Origin of the sequence: Gimibacter soli (assembly GCF_028463845.1) — a bacterium.
Taxonomy (GTDB): Bacteria; Pseudomonadota; Alphaproteobacteria; order Sphingomonadales; family Kordiimonadaceae; genus Gimibacter; species Gimibacter soli.
Genome location: NZ_CP116805.1, coordinates 132,152 through 152,967 on the forward strand (window position 1 = coordinate 132,152; position 20,816 = coordinate 152,967).

Sequence of the window (20,816 nt, forward strand, 5' to 3'; positions counted from 1 at the left end):
CGTGCCCCCTATTCCGGCCAGCTAACGATATGGTCTTCAAAATCACCCGCCACGCGCTCGTCCACCGCGCGGCCAGCGACCGTCTGGCCGGCGGCCAGCGTGCTGGCAGGATCGCCGGTCACCAGCGGATGCCAGTCCGGCAGGTCCTTGCCTTCGGCGAGCAGGCGGTAAGCGCAGGTCGACGGCATCCAGGCGAAGCTTTCGATATTCTTCGCCGTCAGCACCGTGCAATTGGCGACATAGCGCTTGCGTTCGGGATAGCGTTTGCAGCGAGCGGTCGTCAGGTCGAGCATCCGGCAGGCGACATCCGTATAATGGATCTCGCCCGTGTCCTCGTCCTCAAGCTTGTGCAGGCAGCACTTGCCGCAACCATCACACAGGCTTTCCCATTCAGCCTGCGAAAGGGCGGCCAGCGGCTTGTCGTGCCAGAAGGCCATCAGGACGCTTTCTGAAGCAGCGGCTTCAGCGCTTCGGCGATGCTTTCCGGCGTATCGCGCGAGGTGAAGAGACGCTCATATTGGCCGTCCTTGCCCATCAGGAAAATGACCGACAGGTGATCCATCAGATAGCCCATGGCGCTGCCGGTATCGACCTTGCGGTAATAGACCCGATATTTCTTGGCGAGCTCGGCGATGGCTTCCGGCGTGCCGGTCAGGCCGATGAGGCGCGGGTGGAACTGCGGCACATAGCCCGCGAGCTCCTCTGTACTGTCGCGCTCGGGGTCCACACTGATGAAAATCGGCTGGATCGGCGTCGTGTCGTAGCCTTCGGCTTCAAGGTCCAGAAGGGCTGAAGTCAGCTTCTGCAGCTCCAGCGGGCACACATCGGGGCAGGCGCTGTAGCCGAAATAGACAAGCATGTAGCGGCCGGCGAAATCCGTGTCCGAAACGGTCTCGCCCGTGTGGCTTGTCAGCGTGAAGGCGCCGCCCGGCGTGGCGGCACCGAGGTCGGTCTTGGTCGGCTCCGGCGCACCGGTGAGAAGCCGCACACCGATCAGGACGACCAGCGCGGCAACGAGGGCCCAGGCAACGACGCGAATGATTTTCATGGCAAGCTCCGTAACAATCCGGCAACAATCCCGTGAACAGCGCGGATTGGCGGCTGGTCGGGACTTGAGAATCCAGTCCTTATATAGAAAGATGGGGCCGCAATGTCACGGGGGCGCCGTCACAAACGGCCCGCCGCTCCCGTAAATCGGCAGCACGCCTCAGCGCGCGCCGGAAAACTGACGATGGAGTTAACATGAAGATTCTCGCCCGCCTGGGGCTTGTCCTGTTTATGTCGCTGTTTGCGGCGAGCCACGCCGCCCATGCCATGAGCGACCAGTATGAACTGCTGAAGGCCGTTGAAACCAACGATATCGCCAAGCTGACCGAACTCCTGAACAAGGGTGCCTCCCCGAACACGCGCCAGCGCACAGGGGGCCAGCCGGCGATCCTGATCGCCGCCCGCAAGGGCAACCTTGTGATCATGAAGATGCTCCTTGATCATCAGGCCAACCCGGACATGACCGACCGCGGCGGCAGCGAAACCGCGCTGATGGTGCGGGCGATTTCGGGGGATGCCGAAGGGATCAAGATGCTGCTGGACGCGGGCGCGGATATCAACCGTACGGATGCGAGCCTCGAAACCGCGCTGACCAAAGCCGTGCGCAACCGTCAGTTCCGCGCCGCCCAGATTCTGATCGCGAACAAGGCAGACCCCAATGTGCAGGATGTTACCGGCAAGTCGGCGCTCGATTATGCCAAGGAACGTCGCAACAGCCGCATGATCCGCCTTCTGGAAGACGCCGGGGCCAACTGACCCCGGCCACCCGCCCCACAAGCCGCCTCGGAGCAAGCCCCGGATGACCGTCGCCGAAAGCATCGCCAACTGGAGCTTTCTCCTGATCGCCGCACTCTTGGTGGACCTTGCCCTCGGGGGCCGACGGCTTCTGGGCCGCCTGCCGGGGCCTGACCATCTGCTTTACGGACTAGTCGCTGCCATCGCTACGCGGCTCGACAGGCCAGGTCGTGGCGAGGGCACCAAGATGGCCCGCGGCTTTTTGCTGATCCTCATTCTCGCGCCGGCCCTCGCCGGCCTCGGCCATATGGTCGATCGCGTGGCCTTTGACGGCCGCACCGGCAGCCTTCTTGCCCTCGTGCTGCTTGTCCTCACGATCGGCCAGCGGGCGGTGTGGGACCTGACCCGCGCTATCGGCAAGGCACTGGCCGACGGCACCCGGCGGGCGGACGAGAACCGTTTCGGCGCGGCACGCTGGGCGCTGGAGCGGCTGGTGTTGCGGTTTACCGATGGCCTTGTCGTCAATGCCGCCCTCCTGATGATTGGCGGCTTCACGCTGCTGCTGCCCTTCCGTCTGATCGCGGTAGCCGTTTCGACAGGTGCACCGTCGGGTCTCCTGCGTCCCAAGGGGGCGTTCCACCGCGTGGCTGTGATCCTGCACGAGATCATTGCCTTCCCCGGCACGCTGATCGCCGGGCTGATTGTCGCCACCGCCCAGTTCTTTGCACCGCACGGATCTTTCCGCACCTTCCGGGGCTTCCTGCCGCGCAAGGGGCCTTATCTTCTATCTCGGGCACTTCCGATGGGCGCCCTTGCCTACGGCCTTGGCCTCAATTTCAAAAGCGATACGGAAATGCGCGATGATGCGGCCCTGTGGTTTGGCCCAGCCGATGGTCGCGCGCGACTGGGGCCCGCTGACATTCGCCGCTGCCAGCTCGTGGCGATTGCTGCAACGCTGATCATGTTCCTTCTGCTGATCGCCCTTCTTGCCGGAGCCCTGCATGTCAGCCGCTGACAGTTCCAGCGATAGCCTGATCGCACCGCTCAGCATCGGCGGTGTCGTCCGTCTTGGCAGCCTTGTCCAGATTCGCTGGATGGCGGTCGCCGGCCAGTTTGCCAGCATCCTTGTCGTCAATTTCTGGCTGGGCTTCAACCTGCCGCTTCTGGCGACCCTGCTGCTGATCGGCCTTTCCGCCTTCGTGAATGTGGCGGTCGGGGTGGGGCGCGACGCCAACACCCGCATCAGCGACGGCGAAGCCGCCCTGCAACTGGGGTTCGATCTTGTCGTCCTCGCTCTTCTCCTGTTCCTGACCGGCGGGCTCGCCAACCCCTTCTCGGTGCTGCTGCTGGCACCGACAAGCGTGTCGGCATCGGTCTTGCGCGCCCGCAGCACAGTCGCGCTTCTGGCCCTTGCGCTTGCCGCTGTTACCGGGCTTGCCTTCACACCTTACCCGCTGCCGTTCGGCGTTCATGGCTATACGCTTGATCCGCTGCATCTGGCGGGCGCGTGGGTTGCGCTTTCCTTCGCCATGATCTTTCTCGCGGCCTATACGGGGCATCTCGCCCGCGAAAGCCGGTCGCGCGCCGATGCGCTGGCGGCGAGCCATATCGCGCTTGAACGCGAGCAGCGCCTGTCGGCACTTGGCACGCTGGCCGCCGCTGCCGCCCACGAGCTTGGCACGCCGCTTGGCACCATCTATCTCACCGCGCATGACCTGAAAGACGCCTGCCCCGAGGGCAACCCGGCGCACGCCGATATCGAACTGATCATTGCCGAAACCGCGCGCTGCCGTGAAATCCTCGCCGAGCTTGGCGCCAGCCGGCAGGGCGCGGTGGACCATTTCGCGCAGCAAAGCCTTGAGGCGATCCTGCGCGAGGCTGCGTCCCCGCACGAACATCGCGGCATCCGTATCCGGTTCGAAGCCGTGGGCGACGTGCCGCAGATGGCACGAAGCGCCGAGGCCATCCACGCCTTCCGCAACATCATCGAAAATGCCACGGGTTTTGCGACCGGCGAGGTGACCATCCGCTTCGGATCGGAAGGTGGCCAGACGCTGGTGATTATCGGCGATGACGGGCCGGGGTTCGATCCGGCCATTGTGCGCGACCTCGGGGAGCCGTATGTAACGACACGCGAGATCGAAGCCGGACGCGATGGCGGCATGGGGCTCGGGCTATTCATCGCCCGCACGCTTCTGGAACGCACCGGCGCACGGGTCAGCTTCGGCACAAGTCCCGAAGGCGGTGCCGAGGTCGGCATCATCTGGAACGCGCCACCGAAGACGCCAGGGGAAGGAGATACCTGATGACGACAGACGACCGCCGCCTTCTGATCGTGGAAGATGACCGCGCCTTCCGCACGCGCCTGCAGCTGAGCATGGAGCGCCGCGGCTTCACTGTCGCAGCGGCTGAAAGTCTTGAAGAAGGCCAGCGTCTGGCGAGCGAAAACCCGCCTGCCTTCGCGGTACTCGATATGCGGCTGACGGACGGTAACGGGGTCGATCTGGTGCCCATGCTGCGCGAGCTGAACCCCGCCATGCGGATCGTCATCCTCACCGGATACGGCAATATCGCGAGTGCTGTGGCCGCCGTGAAAGCCGGCGCCGTTGACTATCTGGCGAAGCCGGCTAGTGCTGAGGAAATCGAGGCTGCCCTCATGGCGATCCGCGAAGCACCGCCGCCGCCCGACAATCCGATGTCGGCCGACCGGGTGAAGTGGGAGCATATCCAGCGCGTGTACGAGCTCTGCAACCGCAATGTCTCGGAAACTGCCCGACGTCTTGGCATGCACCGCCGCACGCTGCAGCGCATCCTCGCCAAGAAATCACCCCAGTAAGATGGATCAGATCGTGGCGGGCGCCACGGCCTTGCCCTGGAAAAGCGTCACGCCTTGCTTGGTCGCGACTTCGAGATCGCCCTTGTCATCGATCCCGTCCATGATCACCCGTGCCTTGCCGACGGCATCAATCAGATAGGCAACTGCCTTCTTGACCGGGGTCTCCCACCAGCCCGGCACGTCGCCCGCCGGGCAGCGCACCTTGAAGAATTCTACGGGCACGTTGCCGGGCTGGAACCAGGCAAGACCTTCGGCGCCGACATCCGATAGCGCAAGGCGGAAGCCGCGTTCGCGGGCAAAGTCGCATGCCTTGTTAAACTCGGCCGGCCGTTCGATGGCGTCCCGCGCCGAAAATTCAAGCACCACCTTGGCACGCGACAAGCCGCCGAGCGAACGTTCGAACATCTCGAAACCCTTGCTGTTCACCGCGTGGCTCGTCACCCGCACCATCGAGGCAAGCGAATGTTCGTTTGCCATGTTCGGCCCGCTCGCCAGCAGGCGTTCGGTCACGAAGTCCTCGATATAACCGGCAAGCCAGCGGTCGCTTTGCAGCTTCACGCCCGCAAGCAGGGTTTCCGTGATCACCGAAAAAGGGATCGAACGGTGGACCATCACCGGCGTTTGCGGCGCCCCCGGCATGACCGCCACAATGCCCTGCTTGCGCACAAGGCCGCTCACATCCGCGCCGTGCAGAGCCTTGGTGAGCGCCAGGAACAGCTCGGGGTCCAGCGATTTGACCACCGTCTGCTTGTCGGGCCGGTCAACCGGCACCAGCGAAATCTTCTTGGGCGCAATGCCTGTGGGCTTGGGATTGGCAATTGCCAGTTCCTCGCGCACCAGTTCATCCATCTGCGCCTTGAAGGTGGCACCATCGGTATCGAGATTATACCAGCCGACAAACATGTCGCTTTTGCCGGGGGCCGGGTTAAGCCCCTGAATGACGTCGGAATCCTTCAGGTCTTTCCGCGCCTTGACGAGATAGGCCTCGATTTCGACATCATCGATCCCGCGCACCGTGAAGACAATATCGCCAAGGCCTGCCATCGTCTGATGCAGCACACCGGGACGCGACAGCAGCGGCTTCAATGTTGCGGCCAGTGCGCGGCGGAAATAGCTGTCCCTGAAGTGCCGCTCAAGCCCCGAAAGGCGAACATGCACAGCGCGCCGTCCGTCCGGGTGTGCGACGGCGTTGGCGACAAAATCGGTGAACTGTTTCAGGGCTTTGGGATCAACCGCCATTCTTGTTTTTCTCAAATTCTGGATATTGGAGTGCCAGACTCAGGACCGGGCGCGGCGGCGCTGATGAAGCCACCAGCCGGTCTCATTGATCGAATAAACCGGTCGGTAATGCAATATCTTTTGCTGCGGCAACACGGCATCCACCTGATTGTCGAGGATGAATACATCCGATCCGAGTGTGACCGCGAGGACCGCGTGTGCAATCCGCAGGTTTTCATCCTGCACGATCACCAGCCTCATGGCAGCGGGATCGATGCCCAGCCGCTTCAGCGTCACATATTTGCTGATCGCATAATCTTCGCAGTCGCCGTCCTTCAGGAAAAATTCGCGGGGTGTCGCCCAATAGTCCGGCACGCCCCAGTTTTCGGGATCGATGATATAGGGCGTGCGGTTCATATAATCATTGACCGCCTTCAGCTTTTCGGCTGGCGATCTTTGCTGTGCTTCGGCGACCAGCTTCTCCCAGGATTCCCTGCCGCAAACGAGCCGTTTGTCGCGCCCGCAGGCTTCTGCATCCTGCGCGCCCTGCACAGCGGCGGCAGCGTCAGCCCTGCCGATCTCATTGCGGTCGGCGGCGGTGCGGCGCCACATATCGCTCCATTTCGTGAAGGCGCTAAGATCCTTCGACGCGATCTCGGTGCTGCCGAACAGGCCGGGCACGGCTTTGGCCGGTGCAGGGGCTTGTGTCGGTGCAGTTGCTTTTACCGGAGCCGACTGAGCGGCCACAGGGCGGGAAACGGGCGCAGAGGCGGGCACCGGCAGGGCCATTCCCGCGTCCGGAGGCGGCGCCAGCCATATGCAAAAAACGATCGACTGGATAAGCGACGCCATCTGGCCTCTCAAAACAATTGTACCGATTCCCATTCTGATTCAACATAGTCGCCGTTTCAACCGACAGCTAGCATTGCTGTCGGAACCGGTGCGTGACGAGGGGGCGACAATGCAGACGATGGATCAGGGAAAAACCGGCTGGTGGATTGGCGGCGGACTCATCGCGCTGGCGCTTGTCACCGGGTTCCTGCTGATCAACCGTTTTGCCGATGCCCGCGAGGCCGAAGACCTTGGCCGCTGGCGCGACCGCATGGAAATCGTCGCCGACAGCCGCGCCGCCGACGCGTCCGCCTGGCTCAACCGGTATCTCGCGCAAGTCGAGGAAATCGCCGCCGACCCGACGGTCGAGCTTTATGCCGCTGGTCTCATGGGGATCGACGACCCCGCCGTTGTCGAAGCTCAGCGCAGTTATGTGCTGAACTATCTGTCGGCAGAAGCCGACCGTAGCGGCTTCCACGAGCAGCGCGCGCTTGACCCCGTCAATGCCAATGTAAAGCGCCCGCAGCGTGCCGGGCTCGGCCTTCTGTCCGTCAACGGCGGCGCCCCCCTCGTGGTAACGCGGGGCATGCCGTCGCTCGCCGGGCATGACTGGCGCGAAGGCCGCACCGGCAGCTTCATCGCACTCGGCCCCCAGCTTGAAGACAAGACACCGCTTGTGCTGTTCGCGGCCCCGGTGCGAGCGCCGGAAGGCGCCGCTGCCGGCCTCACCGCCGCATGGGTTATCGGTGCCCGGCCGCTCGATGAGGATTTCCTGGCGACCCTGAAGCAACCGGGTGATGCCACCCGCACGGCGGAAACCTATCTCGCCATGCCAGCAGGTGCGAGTGGCCCCGACACCGTCATCTCGCTGACCCCGCTTGCCGGTGGCGGCCGTGTGGGCGAGGTCCGCCGCGACGTGGCAGCGAGCCATGCCATCGCAACCCCCGGCGGCTTTGCCACTCTCGCGGGCTATACGGGCGACAAAGTACTGGTCACCGGGCGCGAACTGACAGCCCCCGTGCCGTGGATACTGGTCCACACAATCAGCGCCGCTGAAGCCATGGCCGATATCGAAGCCCGCCGCACCAGCCTTGAAATCACGCTCGGCATAACGGGCATCGCTCTTCTCGTTGTCCTTGTGCTTGTGTGGCGTTACGGCGTGTCGCAGCGCCTGATGACGGCCTACCGCACACAGGCGGCCCTCAGCACCGAGAACGAGCTTCTGAGCCAGTTCCTGCAGCATGTGAGCGACGCGCAGCCGACCGCCATTGCGGCCCTTGCCGACGATGGCACCGTGCGCTTCGTGAACCGCGGCATGACGGCGCTTGTCGGGCTTGACCGTGCCGACATGATCGACCGCCAGTTCCTGCCGGTGTTTGACCGCGACACCGCCCGCGCGCTCGGCGATGGCATTACCCATGCGCTTGCAGGCGACAGTTCACAGACTCTGGTGACCCATATTCTGGGCGGTCGCCAGCGTCATTTCCAGGTCGATTTCGTTGCGGTGGACGATGCGTCGCAGGGCACCTCGACCCTTGTCGTGATGCAGGACATCACCGACCTGATCGGCGCCCACGAGCGGAGCGAGGCGCTCCTCGGCCAGTTGATCGGGGTGCTGACCGATATCATCGATTCCCGCGATCCCTTCAGCCGCCACCATTCGGCACGGGTTGCCGAGGTCGCTGAAGCCATCGGCGCCGAACTCGGCTGGGATGAAGTGCGCCTGAAAGCCGTTTCCATCGCTGGCCGGCTCGTCAATATCGGCAAGATTTTTGTGCCGATTTCGGTACTGACGAAAGAGAGCCCGCTTGATGCGTCCGAGCTCGCGCTGGTGCGCGACAGCATCCGCAAGGGGGCGGCCCTTCTGAAGGACCTCGATTTCGAAGGCCCGGTCTATCGGAGCCTCGCCGAACTGCAGGCGCATATGGATGGCAGCGGCGATCCCGCCGGCCTATCGGGCGACGCGATCGAGCCCGCTGCCCGCGTGCTGGCTGTTGCCAATGCCTTCATCGCCATGGTCTCCGCCCGTGCCCACCGGGGTGGCCTCGGGTTCGACAAGGCGATGGCCCTGCTGATGGAAGAAGCCGGCAAGCGCTATGACCGCAAGGCCGTTGCCGCACTCCAGAATGTGCTTGAAAACAAGGGTGGCCGCGAAGACTGGGCTGGCTTCGGGGAAGTGCCAGGCACCGACGCCTAGCGCCCCGCCAGCACCTGCAGGCGCGCAAGCAGGCGTTCGCCTTCCGGACCGCCATCGCCGGGCATTGGTGTGTCGATGATCTGGATGATCGCATCAACATGAGCGCGCACCACATCGGTGCGGAAGTCGGCTGTCGGGCCGACATATTTGATATAGTGGCAAAGGCCACCAGCCACATCGGTCAGGAGCGCGAAGCCGAACGTAGAGCCGATCCCCTTGAGATTGTGGCTATGTTCGAAAATTTGTGTAGCCGCTTCCCGACCACGGGTATCCATCTCGGCACTGCAGCGCGCGAGCGTCCGCGCACTTTCCGAAACGAAGGCTGTAAATTCTGCGATGATTTCTGGGTCGAGGAATGGCTGATCCCCGGTTCGTCCATATTCCATGTCTGCCTCGCATCGACCCCGATTACATAATGAAAGATTTTCACAAGCTTGCCACGCTTTTTCTTGCATCCCCGCACCGGGCTTCGATACATGAACACACTGCCCAGCCAAAAAGGATGCCGCCCGTGAACGCGAAAGAGACCACCCGCCTGCAAGCCTATCTGCGCGACCTGTTTCAATCGGATGGGATAGTCCTCAAACGCCGCCCGAATGTTTCCGATTCGGTCGAGGTGATGCTGGACGATGAATTCATCGGCGTTGTGTACCGCGACGAGGATGAAGGCGAGGTTTCCTATCAGTTCCAGATGGCGATCATCGAGGAAGACCTGCCCGAGGCCTAATTGGCCTCTGTGAATGGGTCTTCTACCATCACCGGGAAGGTGCGGAACAGCGCCTGCCCGCCTGATCGTTCCAACAGCTTCGGCCATTCTTCGCTTGCCTGAAACCGCTCGATCGCGTCGTTGACCGCTGAAAGGTCGTCTGCCGAAAAATCGCGGCGCGACAGCGACAGCACCAGCGGCACCCGGTTCAGGGCGCGCGGCAGGAACGCATAGCGCCCCTTGAAGCCTGCCTTGTTGAATTGCCATGTGGCGCTGATCGCATTCACCACCGCCAGATCCACCCGGCTGCTGAGGAGCATGGTAAGGCTCGCGAGGTTGGTGTTCATGCGCATCATCAGGATGCCGGGTACGGGATCGATCGCCGGATAGGCGAAGCCGATACGACCGGCAACCGGATGCCCCACCAGCGCTTCAGGGCTTTCGATCAGGAACTGTTCAACTTCACCCGTCCGCACGATGAGTGCGGCATATTCGGTGATGATTGTGCGGGTCAGCCAGCCGTTCAATGCACGTTCGGGAGTCGGGAAAGTATCAAGGATGATGGCGTTTTTAGGCTCCATCTCCGGGTCCTGAATACGGTAGAGCCGCCCTTCCGGCACATTGCCCACAACATGCAGCTCCCAGCCAAGCTCACGGATCACATGCGCCGCCGTCTCGCCGACCACGCCTTGCAGTTCACCCGTCTCGGACACACTGACAAAGGGCGGGTTGTGCCGTGCATAAACCGTCACCTCGCGCGGTAAGGCCTGCGCTTCCGTTTCAGACGCAGATACCGGCGCTGCAGCGAGGCCGAGGCTAATGATGATTGGTGATGACCACCGCATGCAGGAGGACGCCGCAGATGACATCGGCCTCGCGGCTGTAGGGAACATAAAGCCCGCGCGCTTCATAATGCGGACGACCCGGCAGGATGCGCGGCACGCGGACTGCCACAGGGCGGCGAACCCGCCGGATAAACTGGATAACATCCCGGAAGCGCCGATCAGCATCGGCGTTGATTGCCTGCAGGCTGAGCAGGCCACGTTTGAGGCCATACCGGCTCGATAATTCCTCACCCACGATTGTGGCATTGGCGGCGAATTCTCCGTCATCTTCGAACCGAATATCTATCATGGCGATGTTTGGCAAGGCCACCGCAAAATCCTGCGGATGGATGGCGCTGCGCGGGACAACGCCATCGACAAACCGGGTGACACGGCCAAGCACCTGATCCAGCACAAACCGTGCCTGAGGATGCAGGTCATAGGCAGGCTGCAGGGGTGCGCCTTCCGAAACAAGTTCGACCGGTTCAAACGGGGAAAACTGACGTGCTGACGACGGGGCGGACATAGCCTTCCTCATCTCTGGAAACACATACAGTCGGGAACAGAGATGAGAATATCACAAAAATGACATGGTTAACATAAAATTAACCATGTCATTGGGTCAGCCTTGATGCTGATAATCTCTTTTATTTCAGGACTTTCCGGCGAACCACATGCGCCGCAGCGTGCCATCTTTCTGCACAAATGCGTGATAAAGCGCCGCCAGCACGTGAAGCCCGACAAGGACCATGAGCGCAATCCAGGCGCCTTCGTGGATTTCCTCATAAAGATGATGGAGATCCATGTCGCGCTCGAACGGCGACGGGATTTCAAACAGCCCGAAGAAGGGCACCGGCGTGGCGGTGGTCAGGATACTCATCATCCCCGCAGCGATCAGTGCGAAGACGTTGAGATACAGCAGATGGTGCATACCCACCGCCAGCTTGGCCTGCAGCGGTGTCGTGGTCTCAAGATCGGCGGGGCGGCCGGACCGCACCCGCCAGACAAGGCGAAGGACCATGAGGAAAAGCAGCAGAAGCCCGGTCGAGGCATGCATGTTGCGCAGCGCCGTTTTTTCGTCCCCGCGTGGCAGGTCGGAAAAATAGAGGCCAACGATGCTGAGGCCGAGGATCAGGAGCACTGCAATCCAGTGCAGGCCCTTGGCCGTGGCGTTATAGGAAGTAACCTGCGTTCCCTGCTGTTCTTCAGTCATTCAATCCCCCCGGATTTTCAGAAGCTCCCGCTCCAGCTGACACGGACCTTGGCATTGCGGCCAGGGTCAACGACGCCAGCGAAGACGCGCTCGACCTCTGTATCAAACAGGTTGTCGATGCGAAGATCAATACGCAGTCCTTCCAGCGCGCCCTTCGGCGCCCAGTTGAAGAAGATATCGACGGATTCGTAGGCCGCGCGCGCGTCCGCGGGGTCGGCGACCTTGTCAAACTTGCCGGCGATATCGAACCGCGTGCCGATGCGCGCGTCGATTTCCGGCAGTTTCAGCTCGCCCGTCATCAACAGGCGATTCGGCGCGAGGATGCCAACATAGTCGCCGGTCTCCAGATCTTTGCCATCAATCGTGCTGTAGGCCGCGACAATGCGGAAGCGGGGATGGTCGTAGGAACCTTCAAGTTCGATCCCGTCGAGCCGGGCTTCGCTTGTGTTGATATTGCGGCTGGTGCCGGCGTTGCAGCCACCGGGCATGCCCGGGATGAAACAACCGGGCGAGAAGGCGAAGTTGACCTCAAGATCGATCAGGTCTTTCACGTCCGAACGGAACCAGCCGCCTTTCAGTGTCAGCCGGTCACCGGTCGTCATCAGGTTTGCCTGATCGACGCCCGCGCCAAATTCCCAGCCCTTCGAGCGCTCGGGCGCCAGATCGGGGTTCGGGACGAAATAGTTGGGCGCCACCACCCCCGGCATCAGCGGGATTTCAAAGTGCAGGTCGTCGGCGAAAATCTCGTTGAAGGACGGCGCGCGGAAGGCCTCGCCATACTGGCCGTAAAGCATGAAGCCCTCGACCGGTTCCCATGTCACACCGATCTTCGGCGAGGTTGCCTTGTCGGTCGGGCGCTCGCCGCTGCCGATGGCTTCATTCTTGAAATGGTCGTAGCGCACCGCCGGGATGATCAGGAAATCGCCAATCGCCGTCGATGTGGCAATTTCAGCCTGCATGAACAGGCCCAGTGTCTTGGCCTTGGCATCCGGCACGCCGCCGCGAGTGCCGTCGACTGTCGTGTTATCGGTGCCCGTTTGCTTGTCTTCATAATATTCACCGCCATAGGTGAAGGTGATCGACGCGCCTTCGCCCAGCTTGAAACGGCTGCGGTTATCAAGCGCCACGCCGTTCGTCGTCACGCTGCGGCCGATTTCGCGGTCGCTATCCAGTTCGGCTTCATCCACCCGCGCCTTGTTCACATAAGCCACGAGCGAGGCATCGACATACTGGCTATCAACCGGGGCCAGATGCAGGTTGGCGCGGTAGGTGTCCGAACGGACCTTCTTGTCCACAAGGTCGCCCGTATTGTTGCCAAGGCCGTTGTTGGGCTCGATGGCATCGTTGCGGTAACCGACCCAGCCGAAGCTCGCTGTCAGGGCTTCCGATACCTTCACGGTGCCCTTCAGGAGCCCGGAGCCGATATCGTCATCCGACGGCAGCGTGGTGCCGTCGCCGAGCTTGATATCGCCCGAGCCGCGCTTGGTGAGGCTGGCCACACCATCAAACTTGCCGTCAGACGAACGCCCGAACAGCGTGGCGCTGCCCATCCATTCGTCGCTGCCATCCTGATAGCCGGTCGCGAGCCGGTAGCCCGCCGTTTCGCCTTCCTTCAGAAGGTCCGCCGCATCGACCGTGCGGAAGGCCAGCACGCCGCCGACCGCGCCCGAACCATAAAGGGCCGAGCCCCCGCCCCGCACCACTTCTGCCGATTTCAGAAGATCGGGTTCGATGAAGAAACGGCCATCATGACCGGAGAGGAAATTCTGGCGCACGCCATCGAAAAGGACGACAACGCCCTCGCCGGCCTGACCACGGATCGCCGGGGTTTCGCCGTTGCGGCGCGGACCGCCGTCGAACATCAGGCCCGGTACGGTCGCGAAAATGTCAGAGATGCTGGAAGCCACCATATCGTCGATCTCGGCCTTGTTCACCACGCTGACCGAACCCGGCACCGTGAAGGCCGGCATCGGGTTGCGGGTGGCAACAACGCTGATCTCGGTCATGTCTGCTGCACCGCCGGCGTCTGCCGCGAATGCAGGCGCGGCACTTGCCGCAACACCTGCCAGAAGCACCAGCCTCATTGTCCTCGTCCGGTTCGTCATTTTCTCAACCTTTCTTCCCTGGACCGGCTGACGGGTCTTGCACCTCGTTGATCGCCGGTTATAATTTGCGAACGATTCGCATTTGCGTTACACCCGTCTAATCCTGTCCAAATGCGATTGCAAGTGAGAATCAATCCTATTAAAAGGTTTTGAGAATCCTGACCGGACGAGAATGCGAGGACCAGAAACCATGAAACGCACACCCTTCACCTGCCTGACGCTGGCAGCCGCCCTGATGCTTGGCGCCTGCGCCGGCACCGGCCATCCGTCGGCCACGGCGCCCGCGCCTGCCATGGCAGCGGCATCCGTGACCGACCTTGCCGCCGACCGCACCGCCATCAAGGCGATGGCCGGCGACTATAAGGTCACCTTCCATTTCATCGAATCCGCCGCCTTCGTTGACGGCTACGAGCTGAAAGAGCCGAAAAAGTCCGGCGCTTACGAGGTTGTCCGGGTGATCGAGGAGCGGCCCGATTTTATCAGCCTGCAGCACATCCTTGTGGTGGGCGACGGCAAGGAAATGCCCTTCATGCCGATCAAGCACTGGCGGCAGGACTGGACCTTCGAGCCCAGCGAAATCCCCGATTATGTGGGCGCCAACACCTGGGTGCGGCGCGACCTGAGCCGGGCTGAGGCCAAAGGCAAATGGTCGCAGGTTGTCTATCAGGTGGATGATGCCCCGCGGTATGCCGGCCTTGCCGCCTGGAGCCATGAACACGGCGAGCATTCCTGGGCCTCGAACCGCAGCTGGCGCCCCCTGCCCCGCCGCGACGCCACCACGCGCAGCGACTATCACGCCATTGCCGCGGTCAACCGCCATGCCATCACCCCCACTGGCTGGGTGCATGAGCAGGACAACCAGAAACTTATCCTCACCGGCAACCAACCGCAGGTGCTGGCCCATGAGGTTGGCATCAACACCTACAAGCATTTCGACGGTTTCGATGTGGCGATTGCCACCGACTATCTGGAAAAAACCGAACCCTTCTGGGCGCTCATTCGCGCTGAATGGACGAAACTCGAACGTGACCATCCGAAATTCGGCCTGACGATCCAGGGCGAACCGATGGAAATGTATATGCCGATCCTTGGCATCGCCGGTGACGTGGCGGACGGCAAGCGCGCACCCGCAGAGGCGGCAAAAGAAGCCATCGATGTGCTGAAATCCTACGTCACCCTGAAGCCCGGCACAGTGCGCGAGCGTCTTGCTGCCGACAGCGCTGAGGCCAAACAGGACTAACCCGGAGACCCTCCCCTAGGGGTTTCCGGAACGGCCGGGGAAGCCCGACTTCCCCGGCCGTTTGCGTGTCTTAATTGACAGCGCTGTCAATGGTCCGTAAAACGATTGCAGAAAAGTTTCAGCACGTTTGTCCAGAATTGAAGGCCGCCAGATGGGAATGAAACCCGCGCCCCTTAATCGTCCGCTTGTCGTCGCCGATATCGGTGGCACCAACGGCCGCTTTGCGCTCGCTTCCACGGACACCCATACGGGCGGTATCCGGCTTGATGGCATCCAGCGCTATGCCTGCCGCGAATTCCCGAGCCTTGCCGTGATGCTGGGCGCCTATCTTGAAACGCTCGGGCAAGACGACCGTCCGTCGGAAGCGCACCTCGCGCTCGCCGGCCCCGTGCGGGCCACCGGCGGCCGCATCACCAATCTCGATTGGACGATTGATGCCGAAAGCGTGGAACGCGACACGGGCCTTGGCACCGTTTCCTTCCTGAATGATTTCGCCGCCCTCGCCCACGCCGTGCCATGGCTTGGCGACAGCGAAAGCATGGTCATCCGCGAAGGCCGCAGCGAGAAGGGCGCGCCGATCAGCGTCGTTGGCCCCGGCACCGGTTTCGGCGTCGCGATCCTGATGCCCACGAACGGCAACTGGACCGTGGTGCCGACCGAAGGCGGCCATATCGGCTTCAGCCCGAGCGATGACCGCGAACAGGCGCTTGTCAGCTTCCTGCAGCCCGATGCGGTGCATGTATCGGTCGAGCTGCTGATGTCCGGCCGTGGCCTCACCCGCATCTACCGTTTCCTCAGCCGCGAGGCGACGGGATCGGTCGTTGAACTGTCGGCCGCCGATATCAGCGCTGCTGCCGAAGCGGGCACCGACCCGCTGGCGGTCGAAACCGTTCATATGTTCCTCGATATCCTGGCGCGTACGGCGGGCGACATGGCGCTGGCCCATGGCGCGCGTGGCGGTGTGATGATCGGCGGCGGCATCCTGCCGAAGCTCGCCCATTTCATCGACCGCGACCGTTTCGCGAAGCTCTTCAGCGAAAAAGGCCCGGTCACCGATTACCTCACCCCGATCCCGGTTCGCCTCATCACCACCGATGCGGCAGCGCTGATCGGGGCGGCGCTGGCGTCCCCGGCCTGAGGGCCCGGGCGGAGACCAAAAAAAACCACGGGACAGTGACTGCCCGTGGTTTTGAGGGTCCCCAATGTAAGCTGGAACTGACGTCCGCCGAGGCGGGGCCGGTTCGAAACTTAAGGCTTCGCGCACGATTCGCCACGAAACCTGTGCAAATGGTAGCTGGTTTTATGCAAAAATCAAGCCAATTATCATGTTTTTGCATAAATAATTTGAACCACCGCCAGCCCGGAATTCGGCGATAGGTGTTTATCTATAGGTAGTTATGATGCCGACCCCGAACCGGATCGGCGATCCATCTTGTCATATTTTTGCAAAAATCAGACGGCGGATGCTATAAGCCGGGCGACAGCCTCGCGGTGGCCGGGCAAGCGTCCCGCGTTCGCATCGATGATCTGCCGCAGATCGGCGAGATACCGCCCCAGCTGATCGTCCGACAGCTTGTCGGCGAGCGGCGTGAAGCTTTCCGGCATCAGCCCCTGCCCCACCATCACCTGCAGCCAGGCAACTTCGGAAAACAGTTCATTATTTTCGCGGAAAATCCGCCCGGTCTGCCGGAACAGGTCCAGCCGGTGGGTCAGGCTTTCGGGCACTGCCATCTCGCGGCATGCCGTCCAGAAGGCGCTGTCGGTGCGGCGGTTGAGGTGATAGTGCAGGATGATGAAATCGCGCACGCGTTCATATTCGAACCCCACCTGCGCGTTATATTCGGCGATATTGGCGGCGGCGAAATTCAGATCCGGGAACATCTGCACCAGCCGCACGATGCTTGTCTGGATCAGGTGGATGCTTGTCGATTCCAGGGGTTCCAGAAAGCCCGACGACAGCCCGACCGATACACAGTTCTTTTCCCAGAATGTGGCCCGCCGCCCGGTGCGGAAGCGGATGGTGCGCGGATCGGCGAGCGGCTTGCCTTCAAGGTTGCCCATCAGGATGGCGGCTGCCTCGTCCTCGCTCATATGGTTGCTGGAAAACACATGCCCGTTGCCGGCGCGGTGCTGCAGCGGAATACGCCACTGCCAGCCTGCCTTGTGGGCGATGGACTGCGTATAGGGCCGAAGCCGAGGTCCGTTCTCGGCAGGCACCGCGATGGCGCGGTCGCAGGGCAGCCAGCGGGTCCAGTCCTCGTAACCAACCCCAAGCGCCTCGCCGATCAGCAGTGCGCGGAAGCCCGAGCAATCGATAAAAAGGTCGCCTTCAACCGTCTCGCCGGATTTCAGCGTCACCGACCGGATGAAGCCGTTTTCGCCGTCGCGGTTGACGCCCATGATCATGCCTTCGATCCGCTTCACGCCGCCCGCTTCGCTGCCTTGCCGCAGGAAACGCGCATAAAGGCCTGCGTCGAAATGATAGGCTTCAACGATGCCTTCAAGCGGCGAATTGGGGATACGGTCAAGCCGGGCGTAGCGGTCACGGGAAGCCGCCTGATAATTGAAGCTATAGTTCCAGAGGCTCCCGGCATCTGCCCTGCCCGCCTGCCGGGCGCGCAGCCAGAAATTATGGAAGGGTGTGAGGCCTAGCGGGCGGCCGATGGTGCCGAAGGCATGCATGTAGCGGTCGCCAAGCCCGCCCCAGTTTTCAAACTCGATCCCGAGCTTGAAGGTGCCGCCGGTGGCCTTCACGAAGTCGGCTTCATTCATGCCGATAGCCTGATTGAAAACCTGAATGGGCGGGATCGTCGCTTCGCCCACACCCACAGTGCCGATCTCGTCGGATTCGATCAGCGTGATGGAAAGCCCGGTGCCCAGCACCTTTGTCAGCAGGGCAGCGCTCATCCAGCCGGCGGTCCCGCCGCCCACAATCACCACCCGCCTGATCCGCATATCCTGCATCCGTGCCTGCCCTTCGTTTCCCGGAGGCTAGAAAGAAAAGCCCCCACCGGCAATACCAGCGGGGGCGATTTTAGAGAAGCACGCTTCCCGGACCTTACATCTTGTAGGTCACGCCGAAGAGGAAGGTGCGGCCATAGTTCTGGAAGTCGCGAACCTGACGCGGGTCGTTGTTATAGTAGGAGGTGAAGGGCTCGTTCGTCAGGTTGTTCACCTGGAACAGCAGGGAAAGGCCTTCAATACCCACTTCCGACAGATCGTAGCCGATCTGCGCGTCAACGATGGTCTCAGGCTTCACGTCCACAAGGGCGCGCGCAAGGCTGAGGGTCGAAACCTCGCCAAGGAAGCTCGAACGGTGACGCAGGCTGGCGCGAGCCTGGAAGCCGTGCTTTTCGTAGTAGATCGTGCCGTTCAGCACGGTCTTCGAAAGGCCCGGCATCTTGATCGGATCGCTGTCCGGGGTCTCGCGGATCGAGCTCTTGGTGAAGCTGGCCGAACCGAGTACGCCGAAGCCGTCAAGCGCCTCGGAGAACATCGAGAAAGGCACGCTCATCGAAAGTTCGACACCATAGATCTTGCCGCCATCGATATTGCCCGGACGCTCGATGAGGCCGGTATTCGAGGCTGCGTCGGTGATCCCGGCATTCGCCAGAACGTCGGTGAAGTCATACTCTTCGAAGGTCGTGAACGGGAAGCTCTGGACCTTCTTGTAGAAGCCGGCAACCGAGGCATAGCCGCCTTCACCGAAGTAGGTTTCGTAAGCGAGGTCGAACTGCCACGTCTTGAACGGCTCGAGGCGCGGGTTGCCGCCCTTGCCGCGAACGATGCGGGTCGTCTGGTCATAGCCGAGCTCGAAACCGGCATTCATCTGGTCCATGCGGGCACGGGCCAGAACCTGCGCGACGCCAAGACGGATCTTGTTGTCGTCATTCAGGTTGAAGGCGACGTTCATGCTGGGCAGGAAGTCCCAGTATTTCTTGCCGTCGGTCACTTCGAGAAGTTGGACGGTGTTCACACCGTTTTCAGCGACCACACGAACCGCCGAACCGGTCGAGCTCTGGTCCGAATGAACCGCCTGCACGCCGATGTTGCCGGTAACCGGCAGCTCGCCGAGCATGGTGTCGATATTGGCCTGAACATAGAAGTTCGAGACTTTCTCTTCGACAAGCCAGCTGTTGGTGGAGCGCGAAAGCTCGCTCTCGGATGCATCGGTCACGAGATAGGCGCCGGATTCGTAAAGCGCGCGGGCGTCATACGAAAGCATGTTGCCCATGCCGATGAATTCAAGCGAGGTCGGATCCAGGAGATACTGCGACGGAACCGGGAGCGTGTTGAAGGTCTGGTCCGCAGCAAACTCTTTCAGGGTCAGGAAGAAGCCCTGATCAAGCAGGCTCTTGGTGCGCTTCGAATAACGCGCGCCATATTCGATCGACGACAGGAAGCCGTTATCGAGCGTCTGTTCGGCACTCAGGTGAACAGCCCAAAGCTCGTCATCGGTTTCAGGCGCGTTGACGAAGCCGTCCTGGCCGCGGTCGTTGTCGAACACACCGGCACCGATCAGGCCACCACCCCAGCTGAGCGGACCGCCAAGCTGGATGAGGTTCGGGTCGGAATAGTCAAGACCGTGGGTGAAGATGGCACTACCATCCGGCGTGATGGTGAAGCCGATATTATCGGTCGCACCTACACCTGAACCACGGCCGGTACCGGAATAGGTCTCGGTGTTGCGCTCGGTGCGGTCAACGCTCGAATAGCTGAGGTCGGCTTCAAGGTGCCAGGTCTCGCTCAGCTCGTATTTGGTGTTCCAGCCGAGGGCGAGGGTTTTGGCCTTGCGGTCCACGAAGTCGTTACGAACCACAACCTCGGCGCCATTGAACTGGCCTTCGGTGATAAGGCCGTTATCTGCCGTCCAGCCGTCCTGCAGCGAAGCACCCGACCACGACAGCGGAATTTCGATGCCGCGCAGGGTCTGCTCGTCGTCGAATTTCGAATAATAGGCGTCAATCGTGGTGCTGAAGGCGCTGTCATGCGGCGCGAATTCGAGCACGCCAAGGAAACCGTCGCGAGTCAGTTCGTTCGACTTCACATAGGGCTTGGCACCACCGATGACGAGGTTGCCATCTGCATTGCCGTTATCGCTCGGGAAGCCCCAGGCATTCCAGCGCTCTTCCTGCGTCGGTGACAGCATGCGGGCATAACCGAGCGCGAGGCCGATGGTGTCGTCCGCGAACTGGTCAACGTAGGAAACGCTGCCGCGGTAGCCCCAGGCCGACGTGCCGGAGTTGAGGGCACCGAGATCGGCATATTCCGCGCGGGCGTTCACAACCAGTGCCTGCTTGCCATAAGCAAGCGGCTTGATGGTCTGCAGGTCAACGGTACCGCCGACCGCCTGGCTCGTCAGGCTCGCGTCCGGCGTCTTGTAGATCACGACGCCGTTGATCAGTTCCGACGGATACTGGTCATATTCCACCGCGCGGTTGTTGTTGGCCGAAACCTGTTCGCGGCCATTCAGCGTCGTGGTGGTGAAATCGGGGGCAAGGCCACGGATCGAGATCACGTTGGCGCGGCCATCAAGGCGCTGGGCAGCAAGGCCCGGCAGGCGCGCGATCGATTCAGCGATCGAGGCATCGGGCAGCTTGCCGATATCTTCCGCCGAAATGGCTTCTACGAGCGAGCTTGAAGCACGCTTCTTTTCAACCGACGACAGGATCGAGGCACGGATACCCGTGACGACGATCTCATCGAGTTCAGTTTCGTCAGCGCCCTGATCCTGCGCCGAAACACCGCCGGTTACCGCGAAAGCAAGCGCAGCACCGGTCGCCACACCGGCCAGCAGCCGAATGCGGAAATCCTTCTTAGTCGTTTCCATGACCCTCTCCGAAGAATGCACGTTTTTCCCTCCC

19 protein-coding genes are annotated in these 20,816 nt (G+C 61.8%); 8 read left to right on the forward strand and 11 right to left on the reverse strand.

All coding sequences use genetic code 11. The features are described from left to right. Positions 1 to 8: 8 nt before the first annotated feature. Together PH603_RS00605 and PH603_RS00610 are read right to left on the reverse strand one after the other, a co-directional pair. Positions 9 to 437, reverse strand: coding sequence for a YcgN family cysteine cluster protein (locus PH603_RS00605; protein WP_289503977.1), 429 nt, complete (start codon positions 435 to 437; stop codon positions 9 to 11). Then, positions 437 to 1,048, reverse strand: a complete 612-nt coding sequence (locus PH603_RS00610; protein ID WP_289503978.1) for an SCO family protein — start codon at positions 1,046 to 1,048, stop codon at positions 437 to 439. The genes PH603_RS00605 and PH603_RS00610 overlap by 1 nt, the downstream gene beginning before the upstream one ends. Before the next feature lie 194 nt (positions 1,049 to 1,242). Between PH603_RS00610 and PH603_RS00615 the strand changes: the two genes are divergently transcribed. Genes PH603_RS00615 through PH603_RS00630 form a run of 4 tightly spaced genes read left to right on the forward strand, consistent with a single transcriptional unit; the run spans position 1,243 to position 4,618 of the window. Next, positions 1,243 to 1,803, forward strand: coding sequence for an ankyrin repeat domain-containing protein (locus tag PH603_RS00615; RefSeq protein WP_289503979.1), 561 nt, complete (start codon positions 1,243 to 1,245; stop codon positions 1,801 to 1,803). Positions 1,804 to 1,846: 43 nt separating this feature from the next. Next, a complete protein-coding gene (locus PH603_RS00620) occupies positions 1,847 to 2,797 on the forward strand; it encodes a hypothetical protein (RefSeq protein ID WP_289503980.1) in 951 nt (316 codons plus the stop codon). Beyond that, positions 2,784 to 4,088, forward strand: coding sequence for an ActS/PrrB/RegB family redox-sensitive histidine kinase (locus tag PH603_RS00625; RefSeq protein WP_289503981.1), 1,305 nt, complete (start codon positions 2,784 to 2,786; stop codon positions 4,086 to 4,088). Before PH603_RS00620 ends, PH603_RS00625 begins: the two co-directional genes overlap by 14 nt. Next, entirely contained in the window at positions 4,088 to 4,618 is a 531-nt protein-coding gene (locus tag PH603_RS00630; protein ID WP_289503982.1) for an ActR/PrrA/RegA family redox response regulator transcription factor, read from the forward strand. Before PH603_RS00625 ends, PH603_RS00630 begins: the two co-directional genes overlap by 1 nt. Positions 4,619 to 4,624: 6 nt before the next feature. Here the strand turns inward: PH603_RS00630 and PH603_RS00635 are convergent, their stop codons facing one another. Further along, the gene (locus PH603_RS00635; RefSeq protein ID WP_289503983.1) at positions 4,625 to 5,857 is read right to left on the reverse strand and encodes an EAL domain-containing protein; all 1,233 of its coding nucleotides are present in this window, start codon (positions 5,855 to 5,857) and stop codon (positions 4,625 to 4,627) included. Between the two features lie 39 nt (positions 5,858 to 5,896). Then, a complete protein-coding gene (locus PH603_RS00640) occupies positions 5,897 to 6,688 on the reverse strand; it encodes a transglutaminase-like cysteine peptidase (RefSeq protein ID WP_289503984.1) in 792 nt (263 codons plus the stop codon). A 109-nt stretch (positions 6,689 to 6,797) separates the two neighbouring features. Here PH603_RS00640 and PH603_RS00645 point away from each other — a divergent pair, with 109 nt between their 5' ends. After that, positions 6,798 to 8,864 (forward strand): HD domain-containing phosphohydrolase, encoded by a 2,067-nt coding sequence (locus PH603_RS00645; RefSeq protein ID WP_289503985.1) that lies wholly within the window; start codon positions 6,798 to 6,800, stop codon positions 8,862 to 8,864. Here PH603_RS00645 and PH603_RS00650 read toward each other — a convergent pair. Further along, entirely contained in the window at positions 8,861 to 9,250 is a 390-nt protein-coding gene (locus PH603_RS00650) for an Hpt domain-containing protein (RefSeq protein WP_289503986.1), read from the reverse strand. The two genes, PH603_RS00645 and PH603_RS00650, sit on opposite strands and share 4 nt — an antisense overlap. A gap of 116 nt (positions 9,251 to 9,366) precedes the next feature. On the opposite strand from PH603_RS00650, the gene PH603_RS00655 reads away from it, so the two are divergent. Then, positions 9,367 to 9,591: a DUF3126 family protein gene (locus PH603_RS00655; protein ID WP_434783314.1), complete on the forward strand. Its 225-nt coding sequence runs from the start codon at positions 9,367 to 9,369 to the stop codon at positions 9,589 to 9,591. Here PH603_RS00655 and PH603_RS00660 read toward each other — a convergent pair. From PH603_RS00660 to PH603_RS00675, 4 genes are all read right to left on the reverse strand, one after another. Next, complete coding sequence (locus PH603_RS00660; RefSeq protein WP_289503988.1) at positions 9,588 to 10,415, reverse strand: substrate-binding periplasmic protein; 828 nt, start codon at positions 10,413 to 10,415, stop codon at positions 9,588 to 9,590. The two genes, PH603_RS00655 and PH603_RS00660, sit on opposite strands and share 4 nt — an antisense overlap. Continuing rightward, complete coding sequence (locus PH603_RS00665; protein ID WP_289503989.1) at positions 10,387 to 10,920, reverse strand: hypothetical protein; 534 nt, start codon at positions 10,918 to 10,920, stop codon at positions 10,387 to 10,389. The genes PH603_RS00660 and PH603_RS00665 overlap by 29 nt, the downstream gene beginning before the upstream one ends. Before the next feature lie 126 nt (positions 10,921 to 11,046). Then, a complete protein-coding gene (locus PH603_RS00670) occupies positions 11,047 to 11,607 on the reverse strand; it encodes a cytochrome b (RefSeq protein ID WP_289503990.1) in 561 nt (186 codons plus the stop codon). A 17-nt stretch (positions 11,608 to 11,624) separates the two neighbouring features. Next, positions 11,625 to 13,712 (reverse strand): TonB-dependent receptor domain-containing protein, encoded by a 2,088-nt coding sequence (locus PH603_RS00675; protein WP_289503991.1) that lies wholly within the window; start codon positions 13,710 to 13,712, stop codon positions 11,625 to 11,627. Positions 13,713 to 13,902: 190 nt separating this feature from the next. On the opposite strand from PH603_RS00675, the gene PH603_RS00680 reads away from it, so the two are divergent. Next, positions 13,903 to 14,952, forward strand: coding sequence for a DUF6607 family protein (locus PH603_RS00680; protein WP_289503992.1), 1,050 nt, complete (start codon positions 13,903 to 13,905; stop codon positions 14,950 to 14,952). A 151-nt stretch (positions 14,953 to 15,103) separates the two neighbouring features. Then, positions 15,104 to 16,090 carry a glucokinase gene (glk, locus tag PH603_RS00685; protein WP_289503993.1) on the forward strand — a complete coding sequence of 329 codons (987 nt, stop codon included), beginning with the start codon at positions 15,104 to 15,106 and terminating at the stop codon, positions 16,088 to 16,090. A 314-nt stretch (positions 16,091 to 16,404) separates the two neighbouring features. Here the strand turns inward: glk and PH603_RS00690 are convergent, their stop codons facing one another. Then, entirely contained in the window at positions 16,405 to 17,916 is a 1,512-nt protein-coding gene (locus PH603_RS00690) for a tryptophan halogenase family protein (protein ID WP_434783315.1), read from the reverse strand. A gap of 94 nt (positions 17,917 to 18,010) precedes the next feature. After that, the gene (locus PH603_RS00695) at positions 18,011 to 20,782 is read right to left on the reverse strand and encodes a TonB-dependent receptor (RefSeq protein WP_289503995.1); all 2,772 of its coding nucleotides are present in this window, start codon (positions 20,780 to 20,782) and stop codon (positions 18,011 to 18,013) included. Positions 20,783 to 20,816 lie beyond the last annotated feature (34 nt).